General features: G+C 63.9%; 16 protein-coding genes. 2 read left to right on the forward strand and 14 right to left on the reverse strand.

Annotation, left to right across the window (positions count from 1 at the left end):
* Positions 1-214 precede the first annotated feature (214 nt).
* Positions 215-937: a PEP-CTERM sorting domain-containing protein gene (locus OX459_RS18680; RefSeq protein ID WP_289906138.1), complete on the forward strand. Its 723-nt coding sequence runs from the start codon at positions 215-217 to the stop codon at positions 935-937.
* Between the two features lie 65 nt (positions 938-1,002).
* Here the strand turns inward: OX459_RS18680 and OX459_RS18685 are convergent, their stop codons facing one another.
* From OX459_RS18685 to OX459_RS18730, 10 genes are all read right to left on the reverse strand, one after another.
* Entirely contained in the window at positions 1,003-2,043 is a 1,041-nt protein-coding gene (locus tag OX459_RS18685) for a TIGR03790 family protein (protein WP_289906139.1), read from the reverse strand.
* Positions 2,044-2,117: 74 nt separating this feature from the next.
* Positions 2,118-3,572, reverse strand: a complete 1,455-nt coding sequence (locus OX459_RS18690; protein ID WP_289906140.1) for a mannose-1-phosphate guanylyltransferase/mannose-6-phosphate isomerase — start codon at positions 3,570-3,572, stop codon at positions 2,118-2,120.
* Positions 3,573-3,592: 20 nt separating this feature from the next.
* Entirely contained in the window at positions 3,593-4,747 is a 1,155-nt protein-coding gene (locus OX459_RS18695; RefSeq protein ID WP_289906141.1) for an NDP-sugar synthase, read from the reverse strand.
* 49 nt (positions 4,748-4,796) lie between these two features.
* On the reverse strand, positions 4,797-6,059 hold the full coding sequence (locus OX459_RS18700) for a glycosyltransferase family 4 protein (RefSeq protein WP_289906142.1): 1,263 nt from the start codon (positions 6,057-6,059) through the stop codon (positions 4,797-4,799).
* The gene (locus OX459_RS18705; RefSeq protein WP_077400992.1) at positions 6,040-7,350 is read right to left on the reverse strand and encodes a UDP-glucose/GDP-mannose dehydrogenase family protein; all 1,311 of its coding nucleotides are present in this window, start codon (positions 7,348-7,350) and stop codon (positions 6,040-6,042) included. The genes OX459_RS18700 and OX459_RS18705 overlap by 20 nt, the downstream gene beginning before the upstream one ends.
* Positions 7,347-9,362, reverse strand: coding sequence for an alginate lyase family protein (locus OX459_RS18710; protein WP_289906143.1), 2,016 nt, complete (start codon positions 9,360-9,362; stop codon positions 7,347-7,349). Before OX459_RS18710 ends, OX459_RS18705 begins: the two co-directional genes overlap by 4 nt.
* A gap of 7 nt (positions 9,363-9,369) precedes the next feature.
* Entirely contained in the window at positions 9,370-11,238 is a 1,869-nt protein-coding gene (gene asnB, locus OX459_RS18715; RefSeq protein ID WP_289906144.1) for an asparagine synthase (glutamine-hydrolyzing), read from the reverse strand.
* A 26-nt stretch (positions 11,239-11,264) separates the two neighbouring features.
* Positions 11,265-12,299 carry a glycosyltransferase family 4 protein gene (locus OX459_RS18720; protein ID WP_289906145.1) on the reverse strand — a complete coding sequence of 345 codons (1,035 nt, stop codon included), beginning with the start codon at positions 12,297-12,299 and terminating at the stop codon, positions 11,265-11,267.
* Between the two features lie 231 nt (positions 12,300-12,530).
* On the reverse strand, positions 12,531-13,742 hold the full coding sequence (locus OX459_RS18725; protein WP_289906146.1) for a glycosyltransferase: 1,212 nt from the start codon (positions 13,740-13,742) through the stop codon (positions 12,531-12,533).
* 83 nt (positions 13,743-13,825) lie between these two features.
* The gene (locus tag OX459_RS18730; protein ID WP_289906147.1) at positions 13,826-14,056 is read right to left on the reverse strand and encodes a hypothetical protein; all 231 of its coding nucleotides are present in this window, start codon (positions 14,054-14,056) and stop codon (positions 13,826-13,828) included.
* A 2-nt stretch (positions 14,057-14,058) separates the two neighbouring features.
* On the opposite strand from OX459_RS18730, the gene OX459_RS18735 reads away from it, so the two are divergent.
* Complete coding sequence (locus tag OX459_RS18735; protein ID WP_289906148.1) at positions 14,059-15,045, forward strand: glycosyltransferase; 987 nt, start codon at positions 14,059-14,061, stop codon at positions 15,043-15,045.
* Between the two features lie 48 nt (positions 15,046-15,093).
* Here the strand turns inward: OX459_RS18735 and OX459_RS18740 are convergent, their stop codons facing one another.
* The 4 genes from OX459_RS18740 to OX459_RS18755 form a co-directional block, all read right to left on the reverse strand.
* Complete coding sequence (locus tag OX459_RS18740; RefSeq protein ID WP_289906149.1) at positions 15,094-17,325, reverse strand: heparinase II/III family protein; 2,232 nt, start codon at positions 17,323-17,325, stop codon at positions 15,094-15,096.
* A gap of 205 nt (positions 17,326-17,530) precedes the next feature.
* Positions 17,531-18,475: a glycosyltransferase family A protein gene (locus tag OX459_RS18745; protein WP_289906150.1), complete on the reverse strand. Its 945-nt coding sequence runs from the start codon at positions 18,473-18,475 to the stop codon at positions 17,531-17,533.
* Positions 18,475-19,893: an O-antigen ligase family protein gene (locus OX459_RS18750; RefSeq protein WP_099665077.1), complete on the reverse strand. Its 1,419-nt coding sequence runs from the start codon at positions 19,891-19,893 to the stop codon at positions 18,475-18,477. The genes OX459_RS18745 and OX459_RS18750 overlap by 1 nt, the downstream gene beginning before the upstream one ends.
* Positions 19,886-21,424 (reverse strand): lipopolysaccharide biosynthesis protein, encoded by a 1,539-nt coding sequence (locus OX459_RS18755; protein WP_289906151.1) that lies wholly within the window; start codon positions 21,422-21,424, stop codon positions 19,886-19,888. Before OX459_RS18755 ends, OX459_RS18750 begins: the two co-directional genes overlap by 8 nt.
* Positions 21,425-21,429: the final 5 nt, after the last annotated feature.

Here is a 21,429-nt window from a genome sequence, read left to right on the forward strand (position 1 = left end):
GCACAATATGATATAATTCAAACAAATAAGTTTAGTTCCTGATAAGAAATTGAACGGCAACACCAGACCCAGTAGTGCAGGCCCCATCCATGCCTGACCTTGAAACGCACTCCCTGCCTTGCTCGCAACAGTAGCCTGGACGGGAGCGGCAACAATCGCATGCGGACACACGCGCCCAGCGGCGCACCCTTCCATGCTTTTTGAGAGATCGATCATGCCAACACCAATTTTCACGCCAGCCTCTTCCCGTCCCTTGCTGCTGGCCGCGGCCTTGATGTTCTTCGGCGCCAGCGCCCAGGCACAAACGGCCGCGCCTGCGCAAAAGAATGAAAAGAATTGCCAGGCCAGCACGCAATCGGCGAATGGCAATACGAAAGACGCCAACCTGGACGGCACCTACAGCGCCTGCAGCCTGGCCAATGGCTTCATCGGCTCCGGCACGCGCACCAACGACGGCTCGAACAAGACGCCGGAATTTGACGGCATCGTGTCTGACCAGGAATTCCGCAACTCGTCATCGGCCGAGAATAATCACCGCCTGACCGCACGCCAGTTGCCTGACGGTGCCGGTGCCGGCGAACCGCGCAAGGTGCGTGCCAGCGACGACCGCGACTTCAGCTTTATCACGCGCGACTTCGTGGCCGCCGAAGAAAACCGTCCTTTCGATGACGCGGCCGGCTACCGTGGCCCGGGCCGTTCGTACCAGGCCCGCAGCGGCGAGACCCAGGCGCCCTTGATCGTTTCGTCGTCGCTGGGTGAAAACTTGCCCACAGGCAGCAACGGTGTCGGCGGCGGCGGTTCGGGTGGCGGCTTCACGGGCGGCAGCATCCTCCCCGTGACGCCGGAAATCCCGGCCGTGCCGGAACCGGAAACCTATGCCATGCTGCTGGCCGGACTGGGCCTCGTCGCCCTGGCGCGCCGCCGCAAAAGCAAGTAACCGTCACGCTGCACCATGAAAAAAGGCCCGCAAGGGCCTTTTTTATTGTCTGGAAGAATACGGTTTCAGCGCCGGAAACCCGCATACGGCGCCGCCAGCGGGTCGCCGATGAACAGGCCCTGGGCCGGCCACAGCACGCTGCCCCAGTACGCTTCCAGCGCCGTGCTGCCGGACAGGTAGCGGCGCAGCAACACGGTTGGATTGGGAAACTTTTGCCAATAACTGCACGGTTCGCTGACAGTGCCGTAGCTGGCCGTCGCGCCCGCCTCCAGCCAGCGCTGGCTGCTCATCTGGCTACTGCCCTGCAAGTCGCCACCAAACGAGGTCAGGTGGTCCGCCAGGGCGCCGGGCAGGAAATGCAGGGTTTCCAGCTTGGCCACCTTGGCCTGCCCCGTCTGGTACACCATGATGTCTTGCGCCCCTTCCAGGCTGTCCGCCTTGAGGTTCTTGACGGTCAGCTTGCGCTGGCGCACGACGCCGGCGGGTGGAAAGAAACCGGCCCGGCTGTTGCGCACCGCGTCGCTGGTGGTCAAATAATAGGCGCTGGCGGCCGGCACGGAAAAGCCGCTGACGGCGCCACGGTCCACCACGGCCTTGGCCTCTTCCACGAAATCGACAGGCAGCAGCATCGACAGGCGCAAGCCCAGCTGCGTGTAGGGCTGCGCCGCCTCGCTGTTGAAATACTTGCTGGGCTTGCCGGGATCGCACGTCTTCGCGCATTGATCCCCGTCATAACCGAGGGTGAAGGCGGCGGTGATGGCATTGCATTCGACGGCATACGGCGCGCTCCACACCATCAGCACGGCCTGGATCTCGGGTTTCAGCTGCGCATTGATGCGCTCCTTCAACTGCGCGAACTGGTCGATGCTGAGCTTGCGGGGGCGGTTGGGAATATTCACGTGCGCCACATTCGCGGCAGGAATGCCGTGCGCCTTGCGGTAATACTCGCCCACCTCGACACTGTTGGGTTCGGCGTCATTGATGACGATGGCCAGCTGCGACGCCTGCAAGCCGGGCGGCGCCACGGCTGCGGCAGCGGCGGCTGGCGCGTCGGCATGGGCGGCGCCGGCGGCCAGCGCCAGCGAAAGACAAAGGAAGTTGCGCAAGGGTCGGTACACCGGTAAGTGAGGGATCGGAGGCAGCCGGCCAGGGGCGCGGCTGCCCTGCGATGAGAACGCCATCAGGCGCGCTGGTAGACATCCTCCAGGCGCACGATGTCGTCTTCGCCCAGGTAGCTGCCCGACTGCACTTCGATCAGGTGCAAGGGCAGCTTGCCCGGGTTTTCCAGACGATGCGTCATGCCGATGGGAATATACGTCGATTCGTTTTCCGTCAGCAAGGTCACCTTCTCGCCGCACGTGACTTGCGCCGTGCCGCTGACCACCACCCAGTGTTCGGCGCGGTGATGGTGCATCTGCAGGGACAGCTTGCCGCCCGGATTGACGGTGATGCGCTTGACCTGGAAGCGCTCGCCGATATCGATGCCTTCATAACTGCCCCACGGGCGGTACACCTTGCGGTGCTGCACGTGTTCGCTGCGTCCCGCCTGCTTCAAGTGGTCGACCACCTGCTTCACGCGCTGCACCTGGTCCTTGTGCGCGATCAATACCGCATCGTCCGTTTCCACCACGACCAGGTCCTGCACGCCCAGCACGGCCACCATGCGGCGCTCGGCGCGCACCAGGCAATTGCTCACGCCATCGAGATACACGTCGCCGCGCACCACGTTGCCGTTGGCGTCCCCCTGCTGCACTTCCCACAGGGCCGACCAGGAACCGACATCGCTCCAGCCTATGGCGGCCGGCAGCACCACCGCATGCGCCGTATGCTCCATGACGGCATAGTCGATCGAATCGGATGGGCAGGCGGCAAAGGCCTGCTCTTGCAGGCGGCAGAAATCGAGGTCGCGGTAGCCGTCGCGCACGGCCGCTTCGCAGGCGGCCAGCATGGCGGGCTGGAATTGCCCCAGTTCGCCCAGATAGCGTTCGGCGCGGAACATGAACATGCCGCTGTTCCAGAAATAATTACCGGCAGCAAGGAACGACTGCGCCGTGGCCAGGTCCGGCTTTTCCACGAAACGCTCGACCTTGCAGCCCGCGGCGCCCGGATTGACGGGTGCGCCGCTGCGGATGTAGCCATAGCCCGTTTCCGGCGCCGTCGGCACGATGCCGAAGGTGGCCAGCGCGCCATCGGCCGCCAGCAGCGCCGCCTCGGCGATCGCCTGGTGAAACGCGGCCACGTCGGTGATGACATGGTCCGCCGGCAAGACCAGCATCAGCGCCTGCGGGTCGATGCCCAGCAGGAATTGCGCGGCCACGGCCACGGCCGGCGCCGTGTTGCGCCCCACGGGCTCAAGCAAAATGCCCAGCGGCGGCAAGCCGATCTCGCGCAGTTGCTCGGCCACCATGAAGCGGTGCTCGTTGCCGCACACCACCAGCGGCGGCATGACGTCGAAACCGGCCAGTCCGCTATCGCCGGCACGGCGGTTGGGCAGGCTGGTCACGCGCAACGCCGTTTCCTGCAACATGGTCTTGTCCGTTACCAGCGGTAACAGTTGCTTGGGCAACACGGCGCGCGACAGCGGCCATAAACGGGTGCCCGAACCGCCGGACAGGATGACTGGATAAATTTTCATGGTTTCACTTCGCAAACAGTTTATTGGGCAGCATACAGGGCCGGCGGCGTTTCGTCGCGGCGCAGGCTGCGCCGGTCGCGCGCATTGCCCCAGGCATCTTTTTCATAGTCGGAGACATGGCGCATCTGGCCGGCACGGTCGACACTATAATCCTTGAAGACGATCATTTCATCAAGCACCACGCCAGGCAGCACGCGCGTGTACTCGAACAGCACGCTGCGCACCACTTCGGCGCCGCCGCAGACGTGGCTGCCATGGCCGATCCAGGCCGGCCCGATGATGGTCGTGCCCGCTTCGATGCGGCAACCCGAGCCGATGTAGACGGGGCCTTCGATGCGCGTGCCGCCGCTCCAGTCGATGCTCGTGTTCAGGCCGGCCCACACGCCATCGGCGATCTGGGTGCCAGGCACGTGCAAATGGGCCACTTTTCCCATCAGCACGCTTTGCAGCACTTCCCAGTAATCCTTGATGCTGCCGATGTCGATCCAGTTGTACTGGCGTTTTTGCGCATGGAAGGGCAAGCCTTGCGCGACCAACAGGGGAAACAGTTCCGAGCCGATATCGAAGGGCTGGCCGGCGGGAATCAGGTCCAGCACGGCCGGCTCGAACAGGTAGATGCCGGTGCTGACGCAATTGGACAGCGCATCAGCCTGCGCCGGCTTTTCCTGGAAGGCGCGCACGCGCCCGTCGGCATCGCTGACCACCACGCCATAGCTCGACACCTTGTCCCATGGCACTTCCAGGGTGATGACGGACGCCAGCGCGCCCTTGCTGCGGTGCTCGCGCAGGGCCGCTTCCAGGTCGAGGTCGATCAAGGCGTCGCCGCACAGCACAATCGTCGTATCGTCGAAAAAGCCGCCGAACTCCTGGATCTTCTTCATGCCCCCAGCCGAGCCGAGCGGTTGCGGCACGACCTCGCCCGCATCGTTCGTATAGCCTTCGAAGGAATAGCCGATGCGCACGCCGAACTGGTGGCCTTCGCCGAAATACTCCTCGATCTTTTCATGCAGGTAACTGACGTTGACCATGATGTCGGTCACGCCATGCTGCGCCAGGTGTTCCACCAGGTAAGCCATCACGGGTTTGCCCAGGATGGGGATCATCGGCTTGGGCAAATCATAGGTCAGGGGCTGCACGCGCGTGCCCTTGCCTGCTGCCAATATCATCGCTTTCATCGTCAAACTGCTCCATCAGGGTTGGGGATGGCTGGCCAGGCGGCGCACTTCAGCGGCCATCCTTGCTCAAGGTCACGGGAGCGGCGGGCGCGGCGGCGGGAAACAGGCGCGCATACGCGGCCAGCAGCTTCGGCGCTTCATATTCCCACTCCAGTTCGTTGATCACGCGATGGCGGCCAAACGCCCCCATCTGCTCGCGGCGGGCCGGGTCGTCCAGCAATTCGACGATCTTGCGCGCCATGTCGATGGGATCGTTCTTCAATGCATACAAGGATGCCTGCTGCGCGGAAACCTTGCCCTCGACCAGATCAAACTGCACGATCGGTTTGCCCAGCGCCATGTATTCCATGATCTTGTTCATGGTCGACTTGTCGTTCATGTCGTTGGCCACGTCCGGATTCACGCACACATCGGACGTATTGAGCATTTCCAGCAATTGCTGGTCCGGCACGCGCCCTGTAAACGTCACGTAGTCGGCAATGCCCAGGTCCTGCGCCATCTGCTTCATCTGTTCCAGCGAGGTGCCGCCGCCCACCAGGCCGAACTGCACATCTTCGCGCTTCAGGGTTTGCACGATGTATTGCGCCGCCTGCAGCAGCAGGTCGATGCCTTCCTGCGCGCCCATCACGCCCACGTAGCCGACCAGGTAGGCGCGGCCCTTCTTGAGTTCCGCCACGGGCGGCAGCACGCGCAGGCGGTCCAGCTTGGGTCCGCTGCGCACCACGTAGACATCCTCGGGCTTCATGCCGCCCCGCTCGATGGCGATCTTCTTGTACGATTCGTTGGTGGCGATCGACACGTCGGCGCTCTGGAACGACCAGCGCTCGAACAGCACCATCAGCTTGTAAAAGAAATCGCGCCGGCCGAACTTGGCTTCGTACAGCTCCGGATTGATGTCATGGTGGTCAAACAGGAAACGCTTACCCATCGTCAACTTGAAGAAGCCGCCGATGAGGAACAGCAGGTCGGGCGGATTACAGGCGTGGATGACGTCGAAGCCACGCGCGAAATGCACTTTCCATGCCAGGCGGAAAGTGTGGAACAGCGCCAGCGAATACTCGACCAGGTAGCCCTTCGCCCCTTCCGCTTCCAGCGGCAGGTTGTAGCGGTAGATATGGATGCCGTCGATGGCTTCATAGCGCGACTCGTAGCCCTTGCCCGTCGGGCAGATGATCGACACTTCATAGCCGTTCGCATGCAGGGTGGTCGCTTCCTGCCACACGCGCCGGTCGAACGGCGACGGCAGGTTTTCCACCAGGATCAGCACCCGGCGCGGCTGTCCTGCCACGGTGTTACCAGCAGATGCCGTCATATTGCTCTCCACTTTGTTCTTTGCTGATGCGCACCAGGTCGACGATGTGCTGGTGCGGCTGCAGGCTGGCGGGCACGGTCTTGAATTCGGCCGCGCCATTGCCGATGACGATGGTGTCGGCAAAATCGAGCACGTCCTGCATGTTCGTCACCATCAGCTTGGAAATGTGCGGGATGTGATTGAGGATGTAATCCTGGTTGGCGCCCGTCAAGGCGGCCAGGTTGACATTCTTGTCGTACAGCTTCAGCTCGTAGCCCTTGCCCAGCAGATACTCGATGACATCGACCAGCGGCGATTCGCGCAAGTCGTCCGTGCCGGCCTTGAACGAGAAGCCCAGGATGCCCACCTTGCGCGCACCTTTGTCGACGATCATCTTGATGCCTTTTTCCACTTGCCGCTGGTTCGACGGCAGGATAGAGTTCAGCAAGGGCAAATCGAGGTCCAGGCTGCGGGCCTTGTAAGTCAGCGCGCGCACGTCTTTCGGCAGGCACGAGCCGCCGAAGGCGAAGCCCGGCTTCATGTAGTACGGCGACAGGTTCAGCTTGGTGTCCTGGCAAAAGATTTCCATCACCTTGTGGCCATCGATGCCGACGGCCTTGCAGATGTTGCCGATTTCATTCGCGAACGCCACTTTCACGGCGTGCCAGGTGTTGTCCGTGTACTTGACCATCTCGGCCGTTTCCACGTCCGTGCGCACCAGCGGCGCATCCATCTTTTCATACAGCTGCACCAGCAGCGCGCCGGCCTTCTCGTCGGATTCGCCGATCACCGTCTTCGGCGGATTGTAGTAATCGTAGACGGCCGTGCCTTCGCGCAAGAATTCCGGGTTGTTACACACGCCGAAATCGACGCCAGCCACCTTGCCCGACGCCGCTTCCAGGGTCGGGATGACGAGCGAACGCATGGAGCCGGGCAGCATGGTCGAGCGCGCCACGACGACGTGGAAGGTATCCTTTTCACGGATGGCGGCGCCGATTTCCTGGCACACCTTGCGCACGTGGCTCAGGTCCAGGTTGCCATTGAGCTGCGACGGCGTGCCCACGCAGATGAGCGACATGTCCGAACCGAAGACGGCGTCGCGCACGTCGAACGTGGCGCGCAAATGGCCGCTCTTCACGGTGGCGGCGATCATTTCGCCGATGTCTTTTTCAATGATGGGCGTGGTGCCCTGGTTGATCAGCTCCACCTTGGTCCTGTTCGGATCGACGCCGATGACTTCGTGTCCATCCGTTGCCAGGCAACCAGCCGAGACGGCACCCACATAACCCAAACCAAATATGCTAATTTTCATGTTTTCCTCGTATTTTCTGACAGATCAGGGGTAGCCAAACTCAGGTGACACTCTGTGCGCAAGGTGGCTGCGCCTTGCAGGCGCCCGCGCCAGACCAACACAGGCGCAGCCTGTTTTTCATCGAAGCGGTGCGAAATCCAGCCCAGCGGCGGATGGTCGCTGCCGCATACCAGTTGCACGGAAGCATCCGGCAACGGCGGTAAATGCATCTCCAGCGCAAAGGCGTCGCCTGCCACGCGCAGCACCTGGCCATCCAGCTGCACGCGGCAGCGGGGATCAAAGTGCCAGAACAATTCCACCTCATGCGCGCCCTGGCATTCGAGCACGTCATCGACCACGATCAGCGCGGCGCCGGGCGCCACGCGCACGTCGCGCCGGTGCAGCACGCCATCTTTCAAGCCCAGGTAGCCGTCATGGCTGGCGCTCCAGAATTGCCCATCGGCATCGTCACGCCACGCCAGGCACGCTGCCCTGGCCTTGCGCAGCCACAGGAAGTTGCCGCCCGACTCGGACTGGTCGCGGCCATCGATGCGCACGGTGTTGTGCGCGCTGGTGCCGCGGAAATAATCGCGCCACTGCTTTTGCGTATGGTAGGCATAGGTGCCCGGATCGACCAGCACCATCTGGCCCGCCACGGACAAGGTCAGCGCCAGCGCATCGGCGTGGCCGTGCGCGGCGATGCCCAGGTAGCCCAGCGGGCCGGCATCGGCAATCAGGCGCACTTCATCGGGCGTGCCAAAGCCGGCGCCCATCACGTAATAACCGCCATCGGGGAAGGCGCGCGGCAAGGTATCGGGCGCAGCGTCCGGCAAGGCGTCAAACGCCTGGCTTCCCGCCTCGCCCAGCAGCCAGGCGCTTTTCTCGTCGAACGTGCGCGCCTTGGCCTTGAAGTCCGCGCGGCCGAACAGGGCCGCGCCGCTGGCCAGCAGCGATGTGTAGGGATTGGCGCCCGGTGCCTTGTCCCAGTGCGCCAGCAACGCGTCGTCGGCGTCGCCGAGCATCGGCACCTCGCCCGCCACGTTCGTCATGGCGGCGATAAATTCCAGCATGGCTTCCAGGCGCCGCAAAAAGGCGGCCGAGCGGGGCCGGCCATTGGCGCGGCCCGCCAGCACGCACAGCAGCATTTCATCGGCCACCGTGTGCTGGTAATAAATGGCTTGCTCGCGGTTCACGCCATCGGGGCCGTTCTGCTGCAGCGCCTGCGCTTCCAGCTCGCGTTCCGTCTGCGCCAGCCAGCCGGCACTTTCCGGCCAGCAAGGCCATGTGAGCGCGGCGATATGCAAGCCCGTCAATTCGCCAAACAGGTGGTTGTTGGCCGACGAGTGGCGCGAAAAGTGTCCTGCGATGAAGTGGCAATGCTGGTAGATGCTGTCGAGCCAGCGCTGCAGGAAGGCTTGCCCCTGCGCGCCTTCAAACAAGGGACTGTTGATGCCACCGAGCAAGTGCCACGCGTGCGACCAGCTGACCAGGCGCAAGGCCAGCTCCAGCGCGCTGCTCCAGTTCGGCCCCAGCGGATACGGACATTGCTGCCACCACGATTCAAGCAAGACTTGCACACCTTGCGCATGGCGCAAGTCGCCGCCGAGGCGGTAGGCCATCGCCAGGTCGGCCACGGCCAGGTGGCGGTTCGGTTCCCACAGGCATTTGATATCGCCCACCACGGTTTCATCGCGGTAATTGAGCGTCTTGCCAAAATCCAAGGGCACGACGGTGCCCGTCTTCGGATCGCGGTTCCATTGCGGCGGGAAACCCAGCTCCGTATCGCGCAGGGCGAACACATCGAAACGGCCCGCGAGGATGCGCTCGGCCGCCGCCAGGTGCGGCGCCGTGTCGATGGGCATGCCCAGCCAGGGCGCGCCGAAACGCTGGCGCACGGCGGGCGGCGGCACCTGCGCCAGGCCGTAGCCGCGCGCCTGCAGCCGTTGCTGCAAGGCATCACGCACGCGATGCGCCACCTCGGGCGCCCCCATGGCGCGCAAGCGGTTCAGTTTCCAGGACAGGTTGCTCAGCATGGACGCCTCACAGATACTGGCGGTGCCAGATTTCCAGGGTGAGCAAGCTCCACAGCAGTTTCTCGTGGTTTTGCCGTCCGGCCACGTGCTCGGCCAGCACCTGCTGCAGGGCTTGTGTATGGTAATAGTGGCGCGTGCGCGACCCGGCGCCCGTCAAGTGTTCGTACAGGTAATCCTTCATGGGGCCGCGGAACCACTCGTTGACGGGCACGCGGAAGCCCACTTTCGGCCGTTCCAGTATAGCTTGCGGCAACAGCTGCTTCATGGCTTCGCGCAAGATCCACTTGGTGGCGCGGCCGCGCACGCGGTACTCGTCCGGCAGGCTAGCCACATACGCCGCCAGTTCGTGGTCCATGAAGGGCATGCGCGCTTCCAGCGACGCGGCCATGGTCATGCGGTCGCCCCGCTCGAGCAGGTTGTCGGGCAGCCAGCTCAGCTGGTCGAAGCACAGGATGCGGCGCAAGGCGCTGTTGCCGGCGCTGCCGCAGCCCAGCGAAGGATCGCGCTGGCGCGCCGGCGCCGGCATGGCCACCAGGCGCGCGCGTTCCTGGTCGGACATCATGCCGAACCAGCGCGGCATGCGTTCGTCGAACGCTTCCAGGCCCAGGTTGACGATGGCCGTCTTGGCGCGGCGGAAACGGTATGGCAAGGCGCCGATGGCCGGCTCGATCAAGCCCCGGCGCAGCAGGCCCGGCAGCATCTGGTAGTTGCCCGCATAGCGCTCGTACACGTGCTTGGGGTAGCCGCCGAGGATTTCATCGGAACCTTCGCCCGTCAAGACCATCTTGACCGTCTTGCGCGATTCCTTCGCCAGCAGGTAGATGGGAATGTCGGATGGTTCGGCCACGGGAGCATCGCGGAAGCGCACGAGGTCGGGCAGCAAGGCGATGACCTGGTCGACGGACACTTCCAGCTCATGGTGTTCCGTGGAAAATTGCCGCGCGATATCGGCCGCGTACGCCAGCTCGCTGAAGCCGCCCTCCTTGAACCCGACGGAAAAAGTCTTCACGGGCACGCCCGCATGGCGCGACATCAGCGCCACCACGGCCGACGAATCGATGCCGCCGGACAGGAAGGCGCCGAAGGGTACGTCGGAAATCATACGGATGCGCACCGATTCATCGAGCTTGTCGAGGAAGGTGGCGACGGGGTCGGCCGGCAGCGGGGCCGCCAGGCGGGGCCGGCTGTCGGGCGGCGTGTAATACACGCGCTCGCGCAGCACGCCGTTTTCCCACGTGGCCGTGGAACCGGGCGCCAGCTTGCGGATGCCCTGGAACAAGGTGGCCGGGCCCGGCACGTAGCGGTAGGCGAAATAATCCCAGATGGCGGCCTCGTCCGCTTGCGGCGCCACGTCCGGCAAGGCCAGCAGCGCCTTGATTTCCGAGCCGAAAGCCAGTTTTCCCTCGTGCTGCCACAGGAACAGGGGTTTCTTGCCGAACGGGTCGCGCGCCATGAACAGGCGGTCGTTGCGCGCATCCCAGATGGCAAACGCAAACATGCCGCGGAAATGCTGCACGCATTCCTCGCCCCATTGCACGTAGGCATGCACGATGGTTTCCGTGTCGGATGCCGTGCGGAAATGATGGCCCAGCGCGATCAATTCGTCGCGCAGGGGCTGGAAATTGTAGATTTCGCCATTGAAGATGATTTGCACATCGCCCGTCTCATTGCCCAGCGGCTGGTGGCCCGTGGCGATGTCGATGATGGACAGGCGGCGGTGCAGCAAGCCCAGCTGCCAGGCGCCGTCGGCCGTGGCCGCGTTGAGCACGCCCGTGTCATCGGGACCGCGGTGCGCGATGGCGCGCCCCATGGCGTCGAGCGCCGCGGGCAAGCCGGCGACGGACGAGGGGAAAATCAAACCGGCAATACCGCACATATGGGCTCGCTTAAAAAAGGGTTCGGCTAGACTGCCGGCGGCGCCAGCAAGGCGCGGTAGACGCGGCGAAAATCCTGCGCCAGGCGCTCGACCGTATAGGCGCTTTCGATGCGCTCGCGGCACGCTTGCCCCATGCGCCGCAACAGGGCGCGGTCACCGTCGAGGCGCGCGATGGCGTCCGCCAGCGCCTGGGGATTGCGCCGCGGCAAGAACACGCCATGCACGCCATCCTGCATCACGTCGGCTATCGCGCCCACGGGGCACACCAGGACGGGCGTGCGCGCGGCCATGCTTTCCAGCAACGCATACGGCAAGCCTTCCTGGTGCAAGGTGGGAAAACCGAACAGGTCGGCCTGGCGCCACACGGCTTCCTTTTCCGCGCCAAAGACGGGGCCGAGAAAGCGCACCGCCTCTTGCAAGCCGAGCCCGGCGACGCGCTCGCGCAGCGCCGCTTCCTGGGGGCCGCTGCCGGCCAGCGCCAGCGTGGCTTGCACGCCTGCGGCGCGCGCCAGGCGCAGCCCTTCGAGCAAGTCGAACAGGCCCTTGCTTTCCGCCAGGCGCCCCACGTACACGAGTGACAGCGGACGCTGCGGCACGAGCGGCCTGTCGCCGGGGTCGCTGCCCGCATCGATGGCGTTGGGTATCACGTCGAGCGCCAGCGCGGGATCGAAATCGCGATAGCCCTGCAGTTCGCATTGCGCCAGCAGCACCACCACATCGGCCGCGCGCAGCACGCGCCGCAGCAAACCCGTCAGCAATGGCTTGCCGTTGAAAAACACCTGCGGCAAGGCGCCGCCATGCACCTGGTACACGACGCGCTTGCCCATGGCCTTGGCCAGCAGCAGATACACGATGTCGCGCCAATAGCTGCGCCACTCCATGGACGTGTTGATATGCACGATCTGCGGGCGCTGCCTGCGCACGGCCTGCACGAACTGCACGGGGCTCCAGGCAAAACGCAGCAGCTTGTGCAGGCGCGACTCGTTGCGGCCCTCGCTGCCGACCTGGAAGTGCACAAGCTTGTAGTCTTGCGACAAAGAACTGTGAAATAGTTGATTCAAATGGGTGGTTACCCCGCTCACCGCATTAAGTGCAGGTCCTAGCAGCATTATCGTAGTCATATTGGTATTATATGTTGTACTTTTGTAATTTAGACGCGAAGACAAATATATTTGCTGCATTGCGCTAACATCTACAACAATTTTCTTCCAGGGAACACCACCCATGGTGCATTCTGAGCGCCGTTTACGTGTTCGGCAACAACTTCTTGCCTGTGCTTCCAGCCACGGGCATCAACGGCGCGCGCCGGCCAGATCCAGGTAGCGCTGCGCCAGTGCCTGCGCCAGCACGCGGTAGCTGCGCCGCGCCTCGATATAGGCGACGCCGGCCTGGGCGCGGGCGCGCGCTGCGGACACATCGGACAAGATGGCCGCCATCGCCGCGGCCATGGCGGCCGGTTCGCTGGCCGTCAGCCAGCCTGCGCCGCTGGCCATCAGCACTTCGGCCTGGTCCGGGCTGTCATTGCCCACGGCCGGCATGCGCAAGGCCAGGTATTCGAGCAGCTTGGTGGGCGAACTGACGTCGAACAGGGCGCCACGGGGAATATACGACAGCGCGGCGTCGGCCCCGGCCAGCAGGGGCCAGGCCTGGTCCGAGGGCAGCCAGCCCGTCACGCGCACGGCCCCGGCCAGGCCGGCGCGCTGCGCATAGGCAAGCAAGTCATCGACGTCGGATGGCGTATCGGAAGCGCCGATCAGCAACAAACAGGCCGCGGGAATGCGCTGGCGCACGATCAGCAAGGCGTCCAGCAAGCGTTCCAGCTGGCGCGACTGGTCGAGCGTGCCCAGGTAGGCCAGCAAGGGCACCGCCTCCCAGCCCTCCGGCCGGACGGGCGCGATGGCTTGCGCCTGCAACACTTCCATGTCGACCCCCATGGGCACGGCAGTGAGGCGCTGCGGCGCGATGCCGCGCGCCTGCATCATGCGCAGCATCGCGTCGCTTTGCACGAACACATGATTAGCGCGCGGCAACACAATGCGGTACAGCAACCATTGTTCGAGCAAACCCTTGCACAGCACCAGGCGCGCGCGCAAGGTACGGCGCTGCGCAAGGCTGCTGCGCGCCCGTTCGATACGTCCCTCGCTGATCAGGTATGACACCCAGTAATAGAACGGTATGCCCTTCAGGCGCGCCACCAGCAAGGCGAGCAGGCCCGTGGGCACCATGTCGCGCACCTGGATCGCATCGCAACCGGCGCGGCGGGCGCCCGCCAGGGCGCGCAGGCAAAGCCACTGGAAAGCCAGTTCGCGCAACAGGCGGCTGCCCAGGAAACGCCCGTGGCGTACCGAACGGAAACCCTGCGCCTGCGGCGGCTGTTGCGACGGCATGCCGACGATATCGCATTCGACGCCGTGGCGCGGCAGGTACTTGCCGAACAGTACCGCGACATCGGGGCGAAACGTGGGCAGGCTTTCCGGCACCAGTTGCAAAATCTTCAGGGACATAGGCGGTTCGACGGCAAAAAAAGGTTGAGGCAGATACAATACGCCATGCGCCGAAGCATATCATGCCCTTACGAAATAATTAATTATATTGCATTAGTAGCATCAAACCAAGCTTGCGCCATTAATGAGCGGCAAGCATGCGGCAAGCTGGCCGCAGCATGACAGACCTCACGCTGAAACAATGCATAAACGTCCATTTTAATGCTATTGTAATAATGCAGTCGATTGCCAATCATTAATTGTGTGACAACGAGCACCGGAACGGCTTTGGCTGTTGTTTTAATGTGATAATGTTCATTTTTAATAAGGCGCAACAATGATCCACGTGCTGCTGTCGGAAGCGGGAACCTACCACGACATCGTCGAGCATCTGGCGGCGGGCGGCGCGCGCGTGACGCATATCGGGCCGGACGCGCAGGCGCACATGCGCAGCAAACTGTCCATTCTGGCCTCCATGCTGTCGCCGTCGCTGTTGCGCACGCGCAAATTATGGTGCCAGCAAGACCGCCTGCTGGTCGTCGGCTGGCAAGCGCTGCCCGTGCTGGCGCTGATACGCCTGGGTCTGCTACCGCGCCCGCAGCGCCTGCTGGTGATGGCTTGTTTCATCCATGGCACGCGGGCCCGCAACGTGATCAACCGGGCCTGGCGCCTGCTCAATTTCCCCGGACTGGAATTCATTACTTTTTCCAGCGGAGAAACGCGCAACCTGACCGACAACGTCGGCATCGCACCCTCCGCCGTGCATTTCCACCTGTGGCGCCAGCATCTCGACGGCGCCACCACGGCGTCCCAGCGGCAAGATGACGGCAGCATCTTCTCCGGCGGCTTTTCCAACCGCGATTACGACCTGCTGCTGGACGCGGCGCACGGGCTGGAAGCGCACCTGGTGATCGTGGCGTCGGCGCAAAACCAGATCCCCGCGCAAGACCCGGCGCAGACCACGGTCCATCTCGACTTGCCGGAAGCGCAGTTTGAAAAGCTGCTGGCAAGCAGCCGGGTGGTCGCCATGCCGCTGAAAAGCCAGGGCGAAGCCTGTGGCCAGAGCGTGCTGCTGCGGGTATTGCGCAATGGAAAACCGCTGATCGCCACGCGCCACGAAGCCATCGAAGCGTACCTGGGACGCGATTATGCCGGTTTCGTTGCCGCCGGCGACAGCGGCGCCATGCGCGAAGGCTTGCGCCGCGCCCTGTCCGACGACGCCTTCCGCGCAGGCTTGGCCCAGCAAGTGTCGCGCGCCTGTGCCCGGATGGAGCAGCGCGGCGGACCGGGCCAGGAAATCGAACAATTTCTGCTCGCCAATTAAAAAATCCACTGCCGCAACAACGACAGTGGATTTTCCTTGAAGCAGCGGTCAGTTCGGCAATGTCACCACTTGCTTGCCGACCGTCAGCGTGCGGGCCGTGCCGCTTTTGCCCAGCTTGATCAGCGGCTTCTTGCAGCCGACATCGAGCACCGTGAGGAATTCGCCGCTCAGCGCCGCGGCCGACTTGATGAATACCCCATGTTCTTCATAGGTACCGGGCTGCGGCGGAGGTCCCGTGCGCTTTTCGAAACGCGCACCGGTGCTGACCGGCACCACGCACACCTTGCGGCCCTGATTCGTCACCGAGATGGCGCCGCCGGCGTCGACCACGATAGGCGCATACGTATGGAAGTTCCACTCGAACACGCGCGGCGTGGCCGAGGTCACCTGGTCCTGCACCACCACGGCGTCCGTGGTGCGCAGGAACCACAGCTTGCGCAGCGCCGATGTCAGCTGGCCGCCATAGGCCAGCGTGGCGTCGCCCGCCACATAGTCGACGGTGGCCTTGGGAGCAAAGGCGGTGATGCGGCCGTTGCGCGCCATGGTCGTTTCATAGCCGTCGACCAGCTGGCCCTGGCCATTGTCGAACGTCAAGGCATTGTGCGCCTTGGTCTGGCGGTACCAGGAACTCCACAGCGGCGAATCGTACCAGTCGTACCAGCCGCTTTCCGTCAGCAGGGGCACGCCCGCGCTGGCCAGCACAAAGCCGTTCTGGTCGCCGTGGCTGTGATTGAACGAACCGTAAGGGCTCGATTTGAAATACACCGAGGTGCGCTGCAGATTGCCGATGTCGCTGTGCATGGCGGCCCAGCCGATGCTGGGGTAATACGCCGAGTTGGCTGGCGGCGCTGGCGTGGCCACCGTCGCCACCGGCAACGGGTACGGCGCCTGCAAGGTGGCCAGCGAATCGTCGGTGCGGATCAGGTTCTTGTAATACCACGCCGCGGCAGGCGTGGCGAAATGCGCGGCGAAACCCTTCATCATGCGGATTTCAGGCAGCGTCTCGTGCCCGTCGCCAAACACATGGGTCTGCGAACCGGGTGGCACGAAATGCATCAGGTAATCGAGGAAGCCGCTGGCCCAGGGCTTGGTGAACAGGTCGACCTTGGTCGCGTAGGCAAGCGCCGGCCAGATCTGCAGCGCATAGTCGGCTTCATACTCGGCATACGCCGTGCCGTTGGCAAAACCGCCCTCCGGACCGCTCCACACGCTGTAGGAACTGACAAAGGCGCGGAACGAAAAATCGAACCAGTCCTTCGCCTCCGGGATATCGCCCAGGGACAGCGTTGAAATCAGCGTCAGGAAACCGATATTGCTGGCGGCGTGGGAATCGTAGGGATACTGGTCCAGGCGCCCCGTCTGCGCAGCCAGGTCGAGGTACATCGCATTCGTACGAACGCGTACCATTTCCAGCCACGCGGCGCGGCGCGGCGCATCGAGGGCGCTGCCCAGGTTGTCGACCGCCTTGATCAGGCTTTGCGCAATGGCGCGGTTGCCCTGGTCATGGTTGACAAAACTGGTACCGCCGTTCGGGCTGAGCGCGGCTTCCTGGTCGCCGCGCGCGATCGCCTCCACCAGATACTGGTTCTCGCCCGTCACGCGGTACAGCAGCGAGGCCGCTTCGAGCTGGCGTGCGCTCTGATTCGTGCGCGAAATGACGCGCGCATTCTGCGCCTCGTTGGCGGCCGTGCGCACCTTGCCTGGAGACAATGGCCACTCGGCGTCGGAGACGGGCGCGATCGCCGTCATATTACGTATCACCTCGGTACTCAGCCAGGTCAGCACCTGGCTGCGGTCGGCGCGCTTGGCCGCGCTCCAGCTCGCAAAAAAGGTCGCGTTATCCTCCAGGCCGCGCGGGCGCGGGCGCAAGACGATGGCAGCGCGCAAGGAGCTGCTTTCCGGCACTTCGAACACTTTCGACGTGGCGTCGATCACAAAGGTTCGCGGGCTCGACCACTCATTGCTCGTGCTGGGACGCACGCGCCAGCTATAGGTGCCTGCCGCAAATTTCTTGGATGGCAGATACCAGTTGCGCGCCGACGTGAAGGTACTGACCACGGCGCCCGCCAATTTGACTTCAATGACATACGACGCCGGCGACAGCGGATGGCGCGACCAGGTAAAACTGGGGGGATTTTGCGGCTGGATCTGGCGGTTGTCCGGCAAGGTGCGGACGGCCAATGGGTCGGTCGCCAGGGCCCAGTCGGCCTGGGCCTGGCCGCAGGCTGAACAGACGAGCAGCAGCGCCACTTTGACCAGCGTATATTTAGCGAATTTCATAGATTACCTTCTTAACATCAACTATCGAGCAAGATACCGCCGCTGCGTGGGGCATATCATACGCCTCCTGTCGAGGCTGCTTGCGAGACACAGGACGGCCCGCCGTACAAAATCGGGCAAAAGGCGAAGACACTGCGGAAGGCACTGCGAATACCTGTAAGCATATACCTAAAGTATTCTTCCGAACATTAATATTAGTTGCAGCTCAGCTATTAATGTGCGTTTCGCGCCACATTTGCCATTTGACGGCGAGCCGGGTCGGCAGCAAACAACACAAGGCCAGGGCCACCCACCAGTGGCGCGACATGCCGCCGCCGGCGGCGCGGCGCAACCCGGCCAGCGCTTCGCCGCGGCGGCCCCGCGCCAGCGCCGCGCGCGCCACGCTGACGCGCGCATCGGACACCAGCCGCAAGGCGGAACGGCGCGCCGGATTGGCCGCCGGCCAGGCCAGGGCGCGCCGTTCCAGCCGTTCGAACGTGGGCGCCAGCACATCGGCCGACTCGATCGCGCACAGGCTGCCGGCCACCTCGACACGGTAGGCCACCAGCTGTGCCGGCGTAAACACGAGCGTCAGGCGCTCGGCCAGGCGGAACCACAGATCCTGGTCCTCGCCAGCCGACTCGCCTTCCGGGAAGCATGGTTGCAAGGGCAACAAGTCGCTGCGCCGGATGGCCACTGAATTCGTGCAGAAAAACGGTCCGCCACGGCGGCGGCGCTCGAAAAAGTCGTCGAGCAGGCGCGTCTCGCGCACGGCCGCGCCCTGGTAGCTGAGCGCTGCGGCGCGGCTGTCCGGTATGCGTTCGAAGCCGCAGGCGAAAAACGAGCCGGACGGATAGGCGCGCGCCATGCCGACCATGGTTTCCAGATACACGGGGCCATACCAGTCGTCCGCATCGAGAAAACAGATCAAGTCGCCGCGCGCTTCGAGGATGCCGCGGTTACGCGCGCGCGACACGCCGCCATTGGCCTGGCTGACGAGCCGCACGCGCGCATCGGCGCAAGCCCGCACGCGCTGCGCGCCATCATCGCTGGAGCCGTCATCGACCACCACCACTTCCCAGTCGGCATGGGTTTGCGCCAGCACCGAGGCCAGCGCCGCTTCGATATACGGCCCCTTGTTATACAGGGGAACAATAACCGAGCACAGCATCAAGCCATCCCCGGCACGCGCACCTTGCGCGCCCTGACGGCCTGCTTGTCGGCCACCGGGAAATACGCCGTCACGATAATGAGCAGCAGCAAATGCGTCATCGCCTCGGCGGCAAAGCCCGTCAGCGACAGCGGCACTTCGCTGATCGAACGGATGGCGATGAGGACGAACAAGGCCATCGACAGGCCCTGGCTGGCCCGCGCCGTGCGCGCGCACGCATACAGCAGCGCCATGGCATACAGCACCAGGCCGATGGCGCCGATGGTGCCGGCGCTGGCCAGGCTCTGGTAAAACTGGCTGTGCGCATGGGTGGCGTATGGCATGCCGATGCTGATGCGGAATGCGTCATCCCACAGCGGCAAGCCGTAGCCGAACACGGGATTCTTGTGCCATTCCTGCAGCGCCACCTGCCAGATCACGTCGCGGCCCGTCAAGCTGATCAAGTCGGAGCCTTCGCTGCTCGTGGCAAAGTGCGCCAGCTTGGCATCGATATTGCCAAACATCACATACAACATGCCAAGCGTACACAGCAGGATGAAGCAGAAGATGCCGACGATCGACAATTGCGGGCGGCGGTAATCGAACAGCCGCTCCTTGATCTGTTCGCGGAAACCGAAATAGGCGACGCAGGCAAAGCACAGGAAGCAGGCGATCCAACTGGTTTTCGATTGCGCCAGCAGCAGGCTGCCCAGGCCCAGGCCCCAGGCGAACAAATTCAACGGGCGCCAGCCATAGGGCTTGCGCCACAGGCACAGCAGGAACACCACCACCATCGGTCCCAGGCTGTTGGCGTGATTGGCCAGGCCCGTATAGCGGATGCTGAGGAAGGGAATCAGGCCGTGGTAATTCCGGTTGACGACCATGTTCGGCTTCCAGGCAAACACGGCGGCACTGAGCACCAGGAACAGCAAGGTGGCGTTGCGCATCGAGATGACGCTCAGGTCGACCTCCTTGTGCGTCATCAGCAAGGCCGCATAGCCGGCCAGGAACATGTACAGGTATTCATGCGATACATTGGTATGGCGCCCCAGCACGGCCGGACTGACGATATTGCTGAGGAAATACACGAACAGCGCCCAGAACAGCAGCATCGGTATCGGCTGCAGCTTGTCGCGCGTAGTCAGGCGGTGCAGAATGCGCTCGCCGCAGGCAAAGATCACGAACAGGGACGTGAGCCGGCCAAACCAGGAGCTGGCCGGATGCCGCGCCAGCGCCTGCATGCCCATCTGGAGTTCATCGCCCGAGACATCGCGGTTCGACAGGATGGCCGCCACGGCGATCGACAGGAAGACCGGATAGAACACGTACGGCACCAGTCCCGTCTCGCGCTTGCTGCCCCAATGGATGCTCAAGGCGATCACGAACACCACCACCAGCGCGGCGACCACGGCAAACAGGCCAAACAGTATTTCACTCATGTAGTTCTCGCGTATCCAGTAAGTTGTCGCGCGCGCCACAGCGGGCGCGCAAATAAGAGACCACCCTGGCCGGCAGCGGCGGGCTGAAGCGGGCAAGCATGCCCACCGCGCGCGTGCCCAGCAGTTCAGGCCAGGCCAGCACGGCCAGCAGCAGGGTCAGGCCGCCGAACAGCGCGCCGCCCAGGAATGCCGGCAGCGGATGGCTGCCGCCCAGGCTGCCCAACATGGCGCCGCCCCAGCTGCCGGCGGCGGCCAGCAAGCCCATGGCCAGGCCGCGCGCGGCCAGCGGCGCCAGATCGCCCAGCCCCACCTGCAGGCGCAGGCACGCCACCGTGCCCACCACCAGCGCCCGCGCCAGCAAGGTGCCGGCGGCGATCATGGCAACCACCGCCCCGCCCTGCCCCGCCCACAGCACCAGCGCCGCGCCGGCCAGCACGATCAGCGGCAGCTGCAGCAGGCTTTCCAGGTGCTTGCCGCCCGTATTCCACAAGATCGGCGTCGACATGCCCCACGTGATGTACGCGGGCATGGCCAGCGCCAGGATGCTCAGCACGATGCCCGACTCTTGCCACACCTTGCCGTACAACACGCCGATCAAGTCCGGCGCCGTCATCGCCAGCAGCACGAACAGGGGCAGGATGATGATCCAGATGGTCGCCAGCACCGACAGATACGTGTCGCGCAGGCGCGGCAGATCGTCCTGCAGCTTGGCGCCCGTGGCCAGGAAGGCCGGCTGCAAGGCGCTCAGGAACAGCGAGTTGGGCGTATTGGCCAGGTTGTAGCCGACCGCATACACGCCCACCGCGTGGGCATTCAGGAAGCGGCCCAGGAACACGCGGTCCATATTGTTCAGGCACCAGTTGCACAGATTCGTCACGAACACCGTCACGCCCACATTCGTCGAGCGCCGCGCGCCCTCGTACCACAGCAGCGGCTTGAGCGAAAAGCGCGTGCGCGCATACGTCAGCACCAGCGCCGTGGAAGCCTGTCCCAGCCAGGCGCACACGAGGGTCCACACGCCGGCGCCCGCATACGCGAGCGGCAAGCCCACCAGCAGGTAGCCGACGATGTAGCTGATCACCTGGATGATGTTGAGCCAGCGGAAATCGAGGGCGCGCCGCAGCAGGCTGCTGCCCGGCGCCGTCAGCGCATTCAGCAGGCAAGTCAGGCTCATCCAGGCGATCACGGGCGCGATGCGCGGTTCCTTGAAGTACGCGGCGATCCACGGCGCCATGAAAAACAGCAAGCTCATGGCCGCCAGGCCCGTCAGCGCCTGCCACGTCACCGTGAAGCGCACGTCTTCCTCGCTGAGCGTGCGGTTTTGCACCAGCCCCCAGGAAAAACCGAAATCGGCCAGAAAGTTGCTAAATGTCAGCACAATCAGTCCCATCGCAAACAAGCCGTAGTTTTCCGGCCCCAGCAGGCGCGCCAGCACCACTTGCGTGACCAGCTGCAGGCCAAACATGAGGACCGTGCCCATCGCCGCCCACTTGACGGCGCTGACGCTTTTCTTGTTGATGTCGCTGCTCATGATTC

It is taken from the genome of Janthinobacterium sp. SUN026 (assembly GCF_030397625.1).
GTDB classification, from domain to species: Bacteria; Pseudomonadota; Gammaproteobacteria; order Burkholderiales; family Burkholderiaceae_D; genus Janthinobacterium; species Janthinobacterium kumbetense.

Bases quoted from the DNA above. Each gene is read 5' to 3' on its own strand.
- asnB (WP_289906144.1), bottom strand. From the start codon at position 11,238: ATGTGCGGTATTGCCGGTTTGATTTTCCCCTCGTCCGTCGCCGGCTTG.
- OX459_RS18725 (WP_289906146.1), bottom strand. From the start codon at position 13,742: ATGTCCCTGAAGATTTTGCAACTGGTGCCGGAAAGCCTGCCCACGTTT.
- OX459_RS18750 (WP_099665077.1), bottom strand. From the start codon at position 19,893: ATGAGTGAAATACTGTTTGGCCTGTTTGCCGTGGTCGCCGCGCTGGTG.
- OX459_RS18695 (WP_289906141.1), bottom strand. From the start codon at position 4,747: ATGAAAGCGATGATATTGGCAGCAGGCAAGGGCACGCGCGTGCAGCCC.
- OX459_RS18740 (WP_289906149.1), bottom strand. From the start codon at position 17,325: ATGAAATTCGCTAAATATACGCTGGTCAAAGTGGCGCTGCTGCTCGTC.
- OX459_RS18735 (WP_289906148.1), top strand. From the start codon at position 14,059: ATGATCCACGTGCTGCTGTCGGAAGCGGGAACCTACCACGACATCGTC.
- OX459_RS18745 (WP_289906150.1), bottom strand. From the start codon at position 18,475: ATGCTGTGCTCGGTTATTGTTCCCCTGTATAACAAGGGGCCGTATATC.
- OX459_RS18680 (WP_289906138.1), top strand. From the start codon at position 215: ATGCCAACACCAATTTTCACGCCAGCCTCTTCCCGTCCCTTGCTGCTG.
- OX459_RS18700 (WP_289906142.1), bottom strand. From the start codon at position 6,059: ATGACGGCATCTGCTGGTAACACCGTGGCAGGACAGCCGCGCCGGGTG.
- OX459_RS18755 (WP_289906151.1), bottom strand. From the start codon at position 21,424: ATGAGCAGCGACATCAACAAGAAAAGCGTCAGCGCCGTCAAGTGGGCG.
- OX459_RS18690 (WP_289906140.1), bottom strand. From the start codon at position 3,572: ATGAAAATTTATCCAGTCATCCTGTCCGGCGGTTCGGGCACCCGTTTA.
- OX459_RS18705 (WP_077400992.1), bottom strand. From the start codon at position 7,350: ATGAAAATTAGCATATTTGGTTTGGGTTATGTGGGTGCCGTCTCGGCT.
- OX459_RS18710 (WP_289906143.1), bottom strand. From the start codon at position 9,362: ATGCTGAGCAACCTGTCCTGGAAACTGAACCGCTTGCGCGCCATGGGG.